The organism is Ferrovibrio terrae (genome assembly GCF_007197755.1).
GTDB classification, from domain to species: Bacteria; Pseudomonadota; Alphaproteobacteria; order Ferrovibrionales; family Ferrovibrionaceae; genus Ferrovibrio; species Ferrovibrio terrae.
This window is the reverse complement of sequence record NZ_CP041636.1, coordinates 2,253,944-2,266,504: the sequence shown is the minus strand read 5'-3', so window position 1 is coordinate 2,266,504 and position 12,561 is coordinate 2,253,944. Positions and strand designations below refer to the sequence as shown.

The following is a 12,561-nucleotide window of genomic DNA, read 5'->3' as shown; positions in this document are numbered from 1 at the left end:
CACCTTTCCTTAACGATGAATGGCGAGGCTCAAGAATCTAATCCCTTGAGTCCCGCGATCATGACGTTCCAAGAACCCAAAGGCCGCCGCATCGACCCGAGCGCCTTCCGCCGTTCCACCATCCTGGTGGCCGAGGGAGATCGCGGCCTGCGCCGTACGCTGCGCGATGTGCTGCTCGGGATGGGCTTCCCGTCCATCGTGCTGGCCTCGAATTCGGCCGAAACCATGCGCCAGATCGTGGAGCAACGCCCCAGCGTGGTGCTGCTGGACCACAAGCTGCCCGGCAGCGGTGCTGCCGGCGGCGACGGCCTGACGCTGACCCGCCGGCTGCGCCGCGAAAACGATCCTCTGCCGATCATCCTGATGGCCACCGCGCCCGATGCTGCCCTGGTGGCGGCCGCGCGCGATGCCGGGGTGAACGAGATCGTGCGCAAGCCGCTGTCGATGGAAAGCCTGGTGCTGCGTCTGATGCATGTGCTGCAGGTGCCGCGCAAGTTCATCCGCAGTCCCGGCTTCCTCGGTCCCGACCGCCGCCGCCTGGTTGACCGCCGCCGCACCGAACGGCGGACCGAAACCCCGCTTCCGGCCGAACAGGAACGGCGCCAGAAGCCGAGCCGCCGCAGCGGCGATGAGCGCCGCAAGCCGCCCAAATCGGCTTAAATCTCCACGTGCCAAAAAAAGGCCGGTCAGGGCGGGGAAGCCAGACCGGCCAGGCAAGTTGGGACCGGTACACCCTGCACCGGACAATTCGCAGTCTGATACGCGGCCATGACTCTGGTGTGACGGGACCAGTCCTGTTGTACTGACCCGGCCGGATCGCCCCCGTGTCGCCTGGGCGCCTGCGGACAGAAAATTCGTTCGCTTGCATTACTGTTATTCCCCGCTACAATCCGCCGCACAAGAATTCGCCCGGCCGCCAGAGCCGTGGTCAGAGATGTCCGGGGAGGACAGTCACCTTGCCAGCGCCCCTGCGCAGTCCTGCGATCCGCAATGGAGCCAAGGCCGAGCGCCCCAAGCTGGAGCGCCGCGCCGCCAGCGTGGTCGATTACGGCACCCTGCCCGATCATGTCGGCTACCTGCTCCGCCTCGCGCAGCTGCGCGTCTGGGAGGATTTCTACGGCCGCATGGGCGATACCGGCGTCAGCCCGGCGCTGTTTTCAGCGTTGATGCTGGTGCGGAGCAATCCCGGCATCCAGCAGAGCCGGCTGGGCGAAGCGCTCGGCGTCGCGCGTTCGGGCGCCATGACCATGACCGACCGGCTGGAACGGCTGGGCCTGGTCGAACGCCGCGCCGATCCACATGACCGCCGCGCCTATGGCCTGTTCCTGACCGCCGACGGCGACCGCCGCATGGCGGAATTCGTCGCCCGGGTCCAGCAGCATGACATGCTGATCAACCAGGCACTGAGCCCGGACGAGCATCGCACCCTGATGCAGCTGCTGCACAAATTCGTCGCCGCCCCCACCCCGATCGCCGAAGAGCGTCGCGCGCAGGGCGGCCAGCCAGCCGCAAGGCTATCCGCCGTCGACGACGATCCAGTAGCATCGCGTACCAAACGCGCCGTCCCTGCCGGACGGCGCGCATCCCTGTCCTGAGTCACAATGGATAAAAAACGGAGGAAATCATGAGCATCAAGCTTACTCGCCGCCAGTTTGCAGCATCTGCTGCCGGCGTCGCACTCGCCGCCGGCACCGCGCCCTTCAACATCGTGAAGGCGCAGACCGGCAAACTGAAGATCGGCTCGATCCATCCGCGTTCGGGCTTCCAGGCCCAGCTCGGCATCGCCTGCCAGCGCGGCATCGATCTGGCGCCGAAAGTGCTGCAGCAGATTGGCATCAAGGCCGATGTCGAGATCATGAACGCCGACACCGAGTCGAATGTCGACGTCGCGCGTGCCCGCGCCGAAAAGCTGATCAACGACGGCGCCAATGTGCTGATCGGCGCCTTTGACAGCGGCCAGTCCGCCGCCATCGCCCAGGTCGCCGAGCAGAAGGGCGTGCCCTATATCATCAACGTGGCCGCCGCGCCGCAGATCACCGAACAGGGCTACAAGTTCGTGTTCCGCAACTTCCCGACCGCGCCGATGCTGGTCGGCGACGGACTGAACCTGATGAAGGGCGTGTTCGAGAAGAGCGGCATCACGCCGAAGACCGCCGTGTTCATGCATGTCAACGATACCTTCGGCCAGGCGATGGCCGGCGCGATCAAGGCGATGGCGCCGCGCTTCAACCTGCCATTCCAGATCGTCGAGACGATCTCCTACGATCCGCAGGCCAAGGATCTGTCGGTCGAAATCGCCAAGGCGAAGGCGACCGGCGCCGAACTGCTGATGCCGGTGACGCGCCTGAACGATGCCATCCTGATGGTGCGCGAGATGGTAAAACAGCGCTGGGAACCGAAGATCGTGATGAGCCCCGGCGCGCCGGGCTTCTACGAAGGCCAGTTCTACAAGACGCTGGGCAAGTTCTCGAACTACCTGCTGACCAATGTGCCCTGGTATAACCCGCGTTCAGGCATGACGCAGAAGTTACTCGACGAGTTCACCAAGAGCTACAAGGGCGAACTGTTCGAACTGAACGTCGGCTTCTCCTTCGAGGCCGTCATGGTGGCCGTCATGGCACATAACGCCGCCAAGAGCACGGCGGGTGCGGCGCTGGCCGATGCGATCCGCAAGACCAACATCACCGATCATGTGATGGCGGGCGGCCCGCTGCAGTTCGATGCCAAGGGCCAGAACGTCAACATCAAGTCGGTGACGCTGCAGAATCTCGACCAGCGCCCGAAGGTTGTGCTGCCGCTCGACATCGCGGAAGACAACCTGACCCTGCCGCTGCCGAGCTGGCAGAAGCGGGCCTGATCGTCATAACCCACGCATGACCACACGAAGAAACCGATGCCTGCTGATTTGATTCTGACTGTTGCCGTACAGGGCATCCTGACCGGACTGGTTTACGGCCTGATGGCCCTGGGCCTGTCGGTCATCTTCGGAGTGGTCCGCGTGGTCAATTTTGCCCATGGCGAGATGATGACGATCGCGTCTTATGCCGCGATCGTCGCTTTCAGCGCCTGGAATATCGACCCGCTGATTTCCATGATCCCGATTGCCGTCCTGCTGTTCGCGCTGGGCTATGCGATGCAGTCGGTGCTGATCAATCCCTTCATCAATCGCCCGGAACACAGCCAGTTCATCCTGCTGGCCGCCGTGGCGATCATCATGGTCAACGGCCTGCTGATGATCTTCGGGCCCGATGCCCGCAACGTGCTGGTCGATTATGCACTCGACTCCATCGAGGTCGGTCCGCTGCTGATCGACAAGGTGCGCGTGATCACCGCCGTTCTGGCCCTGGTGATTACCTCCGGGCTGTTTGCCTTCTTCAAGCTGAGCCGCACTGGCAAGGCGATCCGCGCCTGCGCCGACAATCATCTCGGCGCTCTGGTGATCGGCCTCAACATCAAACACCTCTATGCCCTCACCTTCGGCATCGGCTCGGCCATCGTCGGCGCCGCCGGTGCAATGATGACGCTGCTGATCGACACCACGCCTAACATTGGCCCCGTCTTCACCCTGCAGGCCTTCGTCATCGTCATTATCGGCGGCCTCGGTTCGATGCCCGGCGCGCTGCTCGGCGGTGTGCTGATCGGCCTGTCGGAAGCCATGTCCGGCCTGTTCTTCGCACCCTCGGCCAAAACCATGTTCGGCGTCGCCATCCTCATTCTGGTTCTTCTGTTCCGGCCCCAGGGCCTCTTGGGGCGCAAGGCATGATCGCGCGTCTGCTCGATGGCGTGCCGAAGCGCGCCCTGGTCCTGCTCGGCCTGCTCTTGGCCTTCCTGCTGGTCGCGCCGCTGTTCGTCGGCAACTACATCCTGTCGGTGCTGATCCTAGTGCTGTATTTCGCCTACACCGGCCAGGCCTGGAACGTGATGATGGGTTTCGCCGGCCAGCTCAGCCTCGGCCATTCGCTCTATGTCGGCCTCGGCGCCTATACCGCGGCCGCGCTCTATGTGCATTTCGGCATCGGGCCATGGGTGGGCGTCTGGATCGCCATCATCATCAGCATGGCCGCCGGCCTGGTGATCGGCTTCCTCGCCTTCCGCTTCGGCATCGGCGGCGTGTATTTCGCCCTGCTGACCATCGCCTTTGCCGAATTCACCCGCGTCGGCTTCGATCACTTCATGTGGGTGAACGGCTCGGGCGGCTTCTTCCTGCCGGTGACGCAGTACAGCATGAACGATCCGCTCAACCTGCGCGGCTCGCCGATGATGTTCTATTACATTCTGCTCGCCATCACCGTGCTGGCCTTCATTTTCTGCCGCTGGCTGCTGACCGGCCGCATCGGCTATTACTGGCTGGCGATCCGCGAGGAGCCTGAGGCCGCGCAGACGCTGGGCATCAACATCTTCCGCTACAAGATGATCGCTGTGGCGATCTCGTCCGGCATGACCGCGCTCAGCGGCGTGTTCTTCGCCTTCTATTACAACAACCTGTTCCCCGAGCAGATTTTCAGCATGAACCGCTCGATCGAACTGATCCTGGGGCCCATCATCGGCGGCGTCGGCTCGCTGTTCGGACCTATTCTCGGCGCCTTCGTGCTGACCGCTTTGGCCGAGGCACTCAACGACATCATGGTGGCGCTGGGTTATGAACTGCCGGGCGTGAAGCTGCTCTTCTACGGCTTCTGCCTGCTGGCCGTGGTGATGTGGCTGCCGAACGGCATCTGGCCGCCCCTGCGCAAATGGCTGAAGCTGGAGGACCGCTCATGAGCGCGACGCCGCTGCTTGCCGTCACCGGCATCTCGAAAAGCTTTCGCGGCCTGCGCGCGGTGAACCAGGCCAGCCTGACCGTGCCGCAAGGCGGCATCGTCAGCCTGATCGGCCCGAACGGTGCCGGCAAGACCACCTGCTTCAACATGATCGCCGGCGTGTTCAATCCCGACGAAGGCAGCATCATGTTCGGCGACCGCAGCATCGCGGGGCTTCGGCCTGACCAGATATGCCACGCCGGCATCGGGCGCACCTTCCAGATCGTGAAGCCCTTCAAGGAACTCACCGCGCTGGAAAACGTGATCGTCGGCGCGCTGCGCAACGAGACCAGCACGCGCGCGGCGCGCAAGAAAGCCGAGGGCGTGCTCGACCAGCTCGGCATGCTCGACAAGCGCGACCAGCCGGCCGCGCAGCTGACGCTGCCCGAACGCAAACGGCTGGAAGTGGCGCGCGCACTCGCCACCGATCCGAAGCTGCTGCTGCTGGATGAAGTGATGGCGGGCCTGCGCCCGACCGAGACCGACCAGATGGTGGCGGTGTTCCGCGACCTGAACCGCAAGGGGCTGACTATTCTGCTGATCGAGCATGTGATGCGCGCTGTGATGGCGCTGTCGCAGCATGTGGTGGTGCTGCATCATGGCCAGGTGATCGCCGATGGCGCACCGGAGCAGGTGGTGCGCGACCCGGCCGTGCTGGAATGCTATCTGGGCGAGGAGGCCGAGGTATGAGCAGCCTCGTCCTGAAAGACCTCGATGTTTTCTACGGTGATGCGCAGGCGCTGGATGGCGTGTCGCTGGAAGTGCCGCAGGGCAGCATCGTCGCCATCGTCGGCGCCAATGGCGCCGGCAAGTCGACGCTGATCCGCACCATCGCCGGCATCGAGACGCCGCGACGCGGCCAGATCAGCTACAAGGGCGCGCAGATCGGCGGACTGCCCAGCTATAAAGTCTGTAACCTCGGCATCGGCCAGGTGGCGGAAGGCCGCCAGATTTTCCCTTCGCTCAGTGTGATGGAGAATCTGGAAATGGGCGCGTTGCTGCCGCGTGCGCGTGGCAAGGAAAAGGCGACGCTGGAGGAAGTGTTCCAGCTCTTCCCGCGTCTGGCCGAACGGCGCGACCAGCTGGCCGGCACCATGTCGGGCGGCGAACAGCAGATGCTGGCGATTGGCCGCTGCCTGATGGGCCAGCCAGACCTGATCATGTTCGACGAGCCGTCGCTCGGTCTTGCCCCTGCCGTGGTGCAGGAGGTGTTCCGCATCATCAGGCTGCTGCACGAGAAACGCGGCCTGACCGTCATTCTCGTTGAGCAGAATGTCGCGGTGTCGCTGAAGCTGGCGGACCATGCCTATGTGCTGGAGAACGGCCGCATCGTGATGCAGGGCAGCGGGCAGGACCTGCTGCATGACGATCGCGTGCGACAGGCCTATATGGGGCTGTAATGAAAAGGCCACCTCGCGGTGGCCTTTTCATTTTCTGAAGAAGCGTGGGCTACGCCAGATTGGCGAAGAAGTCGTTGCCCTTGTCGTCCACGATGATGAAGGCGGGGAAGTCTTCCACGTCGATCTTCCACACCGACTCCATGCCGAGTTCGGGATATTCGTGCTGCTCGACCTTCTTGATGCAGTTCTTGGCCAGGATCGCGGCCGGACCGCCGATCGAGCCGAGATAGAAGCCGCCGTATTTCTTGCAGGCTTCGGTCACCTGCTTGGATCGGTTGCCCTTGGCGAGGCTGATGAAGCCGCCGCCGTTTTCCATCAGCGTGCCGACATAAGAATCCATGCGGCCGGCCGTGGTCGGGCCGAACGAGCCGGACGCCATGCCATCGGGCGTCTTGGCCGGGCCTGCATAATAGATCATGTGGTTCTTCACATAGTCGGGCAGGCCCTCGCCGCGCTCGATGCGTTCGGCGAATTTGGCATGCGCCAGATCGCGGGCGACAATCAGCGTGCCGCTAAGCGACAGCCGCGTCTTGACCGGATACTGCGACAGCGTCTTGCGGATTTCGCTCATCGGCTGGTTCAGGTCGATCCTGACCACTTCCGCCGACAGCTTGTCTTCCCGCTCGGGCAGATACTGCGCCGGATTGGTTTCGAGCTGTTCGAGATAGATGCCATCGCGGGTGATCTTGCCCAGCGCCTGGCGGTCGGCCGAGCAGGACACCGCCATGCCGACCGGCACGGAGGCGCCATGCCGCGGCAGACGGATCACGCGCACGTCGTGGCAGAAATACTTGCCGCCGAACTGCGCGCCGATGCCATTGGCGCGGGTGAGTTCGAGAATCTTCTGCTCGAATTCGATATCGCGGAAGGCATGGCCGGCGTCGCTGCCTTTGGTCGGCAGATGGTCGAGATAGCGCGCCGAGGCCAGCTTGGCGGTCTTGAGGTTCAATTCAGCGGAGAGGCCGCCGATCACGATAGCCAGGTGATAGGGCGGGCAGGCGGCCGTACCAAGCGTCTTGATCTGGGTATCGAGGAATTTGATCAGGTTGTCGCCACGCAGCACGGCAGGCGTCTGCTGGAACAGATAAGTCTTGTTGGCCGAGCCGCCGCCCTTGGCCATGAACAGGAACTTGTAGGCGTCGCCCTCGGTGGCATAGAGCTCGATCTGCGCCGGCAGATTCGTGCCGGTGTTCTTTTCCTCGAACATGGTGAGCGGCGCGAGCTGCGAGTAGCGCAGGCTGGTCTCGGTATAGGTGCGGTAGACGCCCTTCGAGATCGCCGCCTCGTCGCTGCCAGAGGTCCAGACATACTGGCCCTTCTTGCCGATCACGATGGCGGTGCCGGTATCCTGGCAGGACGGCAGCACCATGCCGGCCGAGATATTGGCGTTCTTCAGAAGCTCTAATGCTACGAAGTGATCGTTGGGCGAGGCATCCTTGTCGTCCAGGATGGCGCGCAGCTGCGCCAGATGGCCGGGACGGAACAGATGCGCGATGTCGCGCATGGCGTTGAAGGTGAGATCGCCGAGCGCCTGGTCGCTGACCTGCAGGATGTCCTTGCCGGCCGCCTTGATGACTTCGACGCCGTCGCCGGAGATCTTGCGATAGGGCGTGGTGTCGGGACCGAGCGGAAGCAGGTCCTCGTAGCGGAACTCGGGCATTGTCGTCTCCGGGGCTGGTCTGCGGCTCCAGGGTTTGAGCCGGCAAAGAAAAGGCGGTCTAGGGTTTCTTCTTGCGGAAGGCATCCAGCGCAACCACGTCGCCGGTCTTGCGCTCGGCTGAATCCTCAGTAGTCGCGTCGGCATCCCCGGCCTGGCCGGGCTCGGCATTGCCGATCGGCGCGGGCGTGGCCATGGCCGGGCGGTTTTCCGCATTCGGCATGACGCGGAACTGCAGGCCGAACTGCACGCTGGGATCGGCAAAGGCCGTGATCGCCGCATAGGGGATCACCAGGCGCTCGGGCACCTTATTGAAGCTGAGCGTGGCCTGGAACCAGTCTTCATGCGCCTCCAGCCCCCAATACTGGTGCTGCAGCACGATGGTCATCTCTTCCGGATAGCGCTCATGCAGATAGTCCGGCAGTTCGACGCCGGTCTGGTCGGTGCGGAAGGTGATGTAGAAATGGTGGTTGCCGGGCAGGCCGAATTCCGCGGCGCGCTTCAGCGCCTCGCGCACCGCGCCACGCAGCGCGGTTTCCACCAGGAGGTTATAGTCGAGCAGCTTGCCGGCCATGACTGAATCTTCTCGATAACGCGATTGCACCATTTTACCCCTCTGCTTCGGGGGGTTCAATTCCAAGCCGGGCTATAGCCGGGGTCATCCACAGCTATTGTCCGTACCCTTATCAGAAAAGGGGGCCCTTATCAGAAAAGAGGGTCTTAACGGAAAGTGGGGGGCTTCTGTTGCCCGGCGCCCCCCGAGCCGCGCTTACCTATTAGGCAGCGAGTGCAACGCGATTGTCGTTGGCACTTAGAGGTTGACCCGATAACGGCGGTATCATGCCGGGCAAAAACCGTGTTTTTACTGCGCACGTCGAAGCTGATTCGCCCCCAGCATCAGCCCAGAGTGGCCGATAACGGCCCAATCTGGGGTCACCAGTCTGGGCTCATGGTGGAGGCGCCGGGTACTGCCCCCGGGTCCGTAACGCCTATTCCGCACGGCGTTTATCGCCATAGTCGGGTTGCCCCGACAGACCTAATCTAGTGTGTCCGGAGGGGTTTTTGAAGGGCCCCACCCGAACGGTCTTCCGGGAGACTTGGGCGGACTCGGGGTGGCGGTCTATAACCTCCTGCTTTCGCCCGGCGGCCCGAGTCGCCGGTATTGCCCGGAGATTTGCCGCATGACCATGACGCCGGAGCAGGCCGCCGAAATCGCCGCCCTGCGCAGCCAGAGCCAGACCACCCGCCGCGCCACCGTGCCGGCGCTGGAAGAGATCCTGTACGAGCCGCTCAACGTGCTCGACCATGGCTTCGTCCGGGTCATCGATTACATGGGTGACGACTCGGCGGTAGTGCAGGCGGCCCGCGTCTCCTATGGCCGCGGCACCAAGAAGGTCAGCGAGGATCGCGGCCTGATCAACTACCTGATGCGCCATCGGCACACCACGCCGTTCGAGATGTGCGAAATCAAGTACCATGTGAAGCTGCCGATCTTCGTGGCGCGCCAGTGGATCCGCCATCGCACCGCCAATGTGAACGAATACTCGGCGCGCTATTCGATCCTCGACAACGAATTCTACATCCCGGCGCCGGACCAGCTGGCGGCGCAGTCCAGCTCGAACCGCCAGGGCCGCGGCGATGTGCTGACGGGTTCAGAAGCCGCCCGCGTGCTGGACCTGCTGAAGCGCGACGCCGCGCAGAGCTACGCCTCGTATGAGGAAATGCTCAACGAGAAGCCAGATGGCAGCAAGCGCGACGAGGATCGCGAAGGCCTGGCGCGCGAACTTGCCCGCATGAACCTGACGGTGAACTTCTACACCCAGTGGTACTGGAAGACCGACCTGCTGAATCTGCTGCACTTCCTCAGCCTGCGGGCCGACAGCCATGCGCAGTACGAAATCCGCGTCTATGCCGAAGCCATGCTCGACACCGTGCAGCGCTGGGTGCCGGCCTGCTACGACGCCTTCAGGGAATATCGCATCGGCGGGGCAGCGCTTTCCGCCACCGCCATCAAGGCCGTGCGCCGCATGTTGGCCGGCGAGCAGGTCGACCAGGCCGGATCAGGCCTGAGCGCGCGCGAATGGCGTGAGCTGATGGATGTGCTGAAGCCCCAGGGCTGATTCCTGGGCTGATGCCCTTGGGCTACAGCGTCAACCGGCCCTCAGGGTCGGTGCGGCGGCATCGCGGTTCATCCACCACACTGTGGCACCGAACAGCGCGGTGCAGGCAAATGCCAGCCCGAGCGAAAGTGCGTCGCCGGCCGGGAACAGCGCATTCACCGCTGATCCCATGATGCCACCCATTGTCTGCAGGAAACCGGACAGCGCGGCTCCGGCGCCGATGGTGGCCGGATTGACGCCAACCGCGGCCACCACCGAGTTGGGCAGCGCCAGTCCCATGCCGATGGCCCAGATCATGCGCAGCACCACAATGGCGGTGATGCTGGGGCCGAAAACCTCGACCCAGACCGCCAGGCCGAGGGCGCCGCCCAGCATGCAGACCACACCGAGATCGACCATGCGCCGCAGCCCAAGCCGCGCGCCAAGCCAGGAGGAGACCACCGCGCCAATGAAGAAGCCGGCGCTGCCGAACGCCATCAGAAGGCCGAAACTGACCGGATCGAGATCCATGCTGCCGATCAGCACCGAAGGCGCGGCGGCGCTGAAGCCATGCAGGCCGGCGAAGATGGCCATGTTGAGCAGACCAAAGGTGAGAAAGATGCGGCTGCCCAGCAGGAAACCGTAGGCGCGCAGAATGCCCGGCAGCAGCGGACCACTGTTCAGGCCCGGCGTATAGGTTTCCGGCATGCGCCGCGCCAGCATCAGCATCACCGACAGCGTGATGCCGCCGCTGATCCAGAAATTGGCGCGCCAGCCGATATAATGCTCGATCAGGCCGCCCAGCAGCGGCGACACGATCGGCGCGAGGGCCATCGCCGCACTGATCACCGAGGTAGCGCGGGCAGCCTGTGTACGGTCGTAGGCATCGTTGATGATGGCCCGGCCGATGACCATGGCACTGGCAGCGCCCAGCCCCTGCGCCGCGCGGGACCAGAGCAGACCCTGCAGGCTGTCGACCAGGGCGCAGGCCGTGGAACCGGCCACCATGATCATCAGGCCGCCGAGCAGCAGCGGCCGCCGGCCGTAACGGTCGCTCAAGGGACCGAACAGCAGCTGGCCTCCGGCAAAAGTGAGGAAATAGGCCGTCAGGGTAATGGGCAGAACATCTGCCGGCGCAGAGAGTTGCTCGCCGATGGTGGGCAGCGACGGCAGGTACATGGTGGCCGCCAGAATCCCGTTGGAATACAGGATCGTAATGAGCAGAAGCAGGCCGGCCGGCGCAGGGGGTTTGGACATCGGGCCCAGAGGCGGTAAGTGGCAGGTAGAATAAAAGGCCAGCCAATCCCCTCACAGGTGTCACGGATTGGTTGGCTTCACCGGACTGCCAGTATATATATGATCGCAAAAGTATTTCCACGATTCTAGCACAGCGCAGTCAAGCACGGGCAAGAGCCCGTGCAGTCAGAAAAAGCTGACCTACCCGCGTATTCGGGTTGTGAGCAGAGGGGCGGTCGAAGGGGATGTCGGAAAAAATCGATTTCAGCCATGTCCGCTTTCTGGTCGTCGATACCAATCGGCTGATGTGCCAGCTGGTGAAAGACATCCTGATGATGCTCGGCTGCACGCAGGTGACCACCGCGCGCGACAGCGAGAAGGCGATCGCCAACCTGCGCGCCGGCGGCTACGACGTGCTGGTGACCGAATGGAATCTCAAGCCGCGGTCCGGCCTGGAACTGCTCGACTGGCTGCGCACCGACGGCGGCTCGCCAGACCGCATGATGCCGGTGATCATGCTGACCGCAAATTCCGAAGTCGAATACGTTATGGAATCGCGCGACAAGGGTGTGACCGAGTTCCTTGCCAAACCCTTCACGGCGGACGGCATGTATCGCCGCCTGGTTTCGGTGATTGCACGGCCGCGCGACTTCGTCAGCGTGAAAGGCTATTTCGGCCCCGACCGCCGCCGGCAGCAGATTCCCTTCGAAGGGCCCGACCGTCGCCAGCAGAAGCCGGAATAGCCGGGCCACGCGCGATGCGTAACAAAGCCCAGATCATCCCCAATCGCGGCGAGTTGAAGCGCAAGGCGGTCAATTACAAGACCGGCATGAGCATCAAGCTTGACGAGGAAACCCTCAAGAAGATGGAGCAGCTGGTCGAGAATTCCTCGGCCGAGTTCCTGAATGAGACGGTGGAAAGCCTGAAAGGCCTGCGCGAGGCGCTGGGCCGCGCCGCCACCGATCCCTCCGCCCGCCGCGAGGTGCTGGACCACATCCGCGAGGAAGCCTTCCAGATCAAAGGTATGGGCGGCGTATTCGGCTATCCGCTGCTGACCGAGTTTGCCAAATCACTGCACGATTTCCTCAAAGAGCTGGAAGACCTCGACGAGCTGCAGCAGGAAATCGTCTCCATCCATGTCGACACCCTCTACGTGGTGGTGTCGCACAAGATCAAAGGTTCGGGTGGCCCGCTGGAGGCCCAACTGCGCGCCTCGCTGAAAGCCGCGGTGGACAAAGCCAAGCCGGGCAAACCAACCCCGTAGGCCGCCCCGGAATATCTCGGGACTTCGGGTTTTCCCGCCCCTGTTTTTCCAGCCCGGCCGACCTTATCTGGACTCCACCCCCTCACCAGCCCTATAACCCCCGCAT

General features: G+C 63.5%; 13 protein-coding genes and 1 other RNA gene. 10 read left to right on the top strand and 4 right to left on the bottom strand.

Annotation, left to right across the window (positions count from 1 at the left end):
* The first annotated feature begins 60 nt into the window (after positions 1 to 60).
* From FNB15_RS11030 to FNB15_RS11000, 7 genes are all read left to right on the top strand, one after another.
* A complete protein-coding gene (locus tag FNB15_RS11030; RefSeq protein WP_185973524.1) occupies positions 61 to 660 on the top strand; it encodes a response regulator in 600 nt (199 codons plus the stop codon).
* Between the two features lie 296 nt (positions 661 to 956).
* Entirely contained in the window at positions 957 to 1,595 is a 639-nt protein-coding gene (locus FNB15_RS11025) for a MarR family winged helix-turn-helix transcriptional regulator (RefSeq protein WP_144068748.1), read from the top strand.
* Between the two features lie 29 nt (positions 1,596 to 1,624).
* The gene (locus FNB15_RS11020; protein ID WP_144068747.1) at positions 1,625 to 2,857 is read left to right on the top strand and encodes an ABC transporter substrate-binding protein; all 1,233 of its coding nucleotides are present in this window, start codon (positions 1,625 to 1,627) and stop codon (positions 2,855 to 2,857) included.
* A gap of 36 nt (positions 2,858 to 2,893) precedes the next feature.
* The gene (locus FNB15_RS11015) at positions 2,894 to 3,763 is read left to right on the top strand and encodes a branched-chain amino acid ABC transporter permease (protein ID WP_144068746.1); all 870 of its coding nucleotides are present in this window, start codon (positions 2,894 to 2,896) and stop codon (positions 3,761 to 3,763) included.
* Positions 3,760 to 4,761, top strand: coding sequence for a branched-chain amino acid ABC transporter permease (locus FNB15_RS11010; RefSeq protein ID WP_144068745.1), 1,002 nt, complete (start codon positions 3,760 to 3,762; stop codon positions 4,759 to 4,761). The genes FNB15_RS11015 and FNB15_RS11010 overlap by 4 nt, the downstream gene beginning before the upstream one ends.
* Positions 4,758 to 5,489, top strand: a complete 732-nt coding sequence (locus FNB15_RS11005) for an ABC transporter ATP-binding protein (protein ID WP_144068744.1) — start codon at positions 4,758 to 4,760, stop codon at positions 5,487 to 5,489. Before FNB15_RS11010 ends, FNB15_RS11005 begins: the two co-directional genes overlap by 4 nt.
* Positions 5,486 to 6,199: an ABC transporter ATP-binding protein gene (locus tag FNB15_RS11000; protein ID WP_144068743.1), complete on the top strand. Its 714-nt coding sequence runs from the start codon at positions 5,486 to 5,488 to the stop codon at positions 6,197 to 6,199. Before FNB15_RS11005 ends, FNB15_RS11000 begins: the two co-directional genes overlap by 4 nt.
* A gap of 49 nt (positions 6,200 to 6,248) precedes the next feature.
* Here FNB15_RS11000 and FNB15_RS10995 read toward each other — a convergent pair whose 3' ends face one another.
* From FNB15_RS10995 to ssrA, 3 genes are all read right to left on the bottom strand, one after another.
* A complete protein-coding gene (locus tag FNB15_RS10995; RefSeq protein ID WP_144068742.1) occupies positions 6,249 to 7,859 on the bottom strand; it encodes a fumarate hydratase in 1,611 nt (536 codons plus the stop codon).
* 58 nt (positions 7,860 to 7,917) lie between these two features.
* On the bottom strand, positions 7,918 to 8,430 hold the full coding sequence (locus tag FNB15_RS10990) for an SspB family protein (RefSeq protein ID WP_144068741.1): 513 nt from the start codon (positions 8,428 to 8,430) through the stop codon (positions 7,918 to 7,920).
* A 155-nt stretch (positions 8,431 to 8,585) separates the two neighbouring features.
* Positions 8,586 to 8,927: a transfer-messenger RNA gene (gene ssrA / locus FNB15_RS10985) on the bottom strand.
* A gap of 110 nt (positions 8,928 to 9,037) precedes the next feature.
* On the opposite strand from ssrA, the gene thyX reads away from it, so the two are divergent.
* Complete coding sequence (gene thyX, locus FNB15_RS10980; RefSeq protein ID WP_144068740.1) at positions 9,038 to 9,976, top strand: FAD-dependent thymidylate synthase; 939 nt, start codon at positions 9,038 to 9,040, stop codon at positions 9,974 to 9,976.
* Positions 9,977 to 10,006: 30 nt separating this feature from the next.
* Here the strand turns inward: thyX and FNB15_RS10975 are convergent, their stop codons facing one another.
* A complete protein-coding gene (locus FNB15_RS10975; RefSeq protein ID WP_144068739.1) occupies positions 10,007 to 11,212 on the bottom strand; it encodes a multidrug effflux MFS transporter in 1,206 nt (401 codons plus the stop codon).
* Between the two features lie 224 nt (positions 11,213 to 11,436).
* Between FNB15_RS10975 and FNB15_RS10970 the strand changes: the two genes are divergently transcribed.
* Positions 11,437 to 11,934: a response regulator gene (locus FNB15_RS10970; protein ID WP_144068738.1), complete on the top strand. Its 498-nt coding sequence runs from the start codon at positions 11,437 to 11,439 to the stop codon at positions 11,932 to 11,934.
* Between the two features lie 14 nt (positions 11,935 to 11,948).
* Complete coding sequence (locus FNB15_RS10965) at positions 11,949 to 12,455, top strand: Hpt domain-containing protein (protein WP_144068737.1); 507 nt, start codon at positions 11,949 to 11,951, stop codon at positions 12,453 to 12,455.
* The last annotated feature ends 106 nt before the right edge of the window (positions 12,456 to 12,561 follow it).

What these genes read in the sequence shown, in the direction of transcription:
- FNB15_RS11030 (WP_185973524.1), top strand. Translation starts at nt 61, where the DNA reads ATGACGTTCCAAGAACCCAAAGGCCGCCGCATCGACCCGAGCGCCTTC.
- FNB15_RS11020 (WP_144068747.1), top strand. Translation starts at nt 1,625, where the DNA reads ATGAGCATCAAGCTTACTCGCCGCCAGTTTGCAGCATCTGCTGCCGGC.
- FNB15_RS11015 (WP_144068746.1), top strand. Translation starts at nt 2,894, where the DNA reads ATGCCTGCTGATTTGATTCTGACTGTTGCCGTACAGGGCATCCTGACC.
- FNB15_RS11010 (WP_144068745.1), top strand. Translation starts at nt 3,760, where the DNA reads ATGATCGCGCGTCTGCTCGATGGCGTGCCGAAGCGCGCCCTGGTCCTG.
- FNB15_RS11005 (WP_144068744.1), top strand. Translation starts at nt 4,758, where the DNA reads ATGAGCGCGACGCCGCTGCTTGCCGTCACCGGCATCTCGAAAAGCTTT.
- FNB15_RS11000 (WP_144068743.1), top strand. Translation starts at nt 5,486, where the DNA reads ATGAGCAGCCTCGTCCTGAAAGACCTCGATGTTTTCTACGGTGATGCG.
- FNB15_RS10995 (WP_144068742.1), bottom strand. Translation starts at nt 7,859, where the DNA reads ATGCCCGAGTTCCGCTACGAGGACCTGCTTCCGCTCGGTCCCGACACC.
- FNB15_RS10990 (WP_144068741.1), bottom strand. Translation starts at nt 8,430, where the DNA reads ATGGCCGGCAAGCTGCTCGACTATAACCTCCTGGTGGAAACCGCGCTG.
- thyX (WP_144068740.1), top strand. Translation starts at nt 9,038, where the DNA reads ATGACCATGACGCCGGAGCAGGCCGCCGAAATCGCCGCCCTGCGCAGC.
- FNB15_RS10975 (WP_144068739.1), bottom strand. Translation starts at nt 11,212, where the DNA reads ATGTCCAAACCCCCTGCGCCGGCCGGCCTGCTTCTGCTCATTACGATC.
- FNB15_RS10970 (WP_144068738.1), top strand. Translation starts at nt 11,437, where the DNA reads ATGTCGGAAAAAATCGATTTCAGCCATGTCCGCTTTCTGGTCGTCGAT.
- FNB15_RS10965 (WP_144068737.1), top strand. Translation starts at nt 11,949, where the DNA reads ATGCGTAACAAAGCCCAGATCATCCCCAATCGCGGCGAGTTGAAGCGC.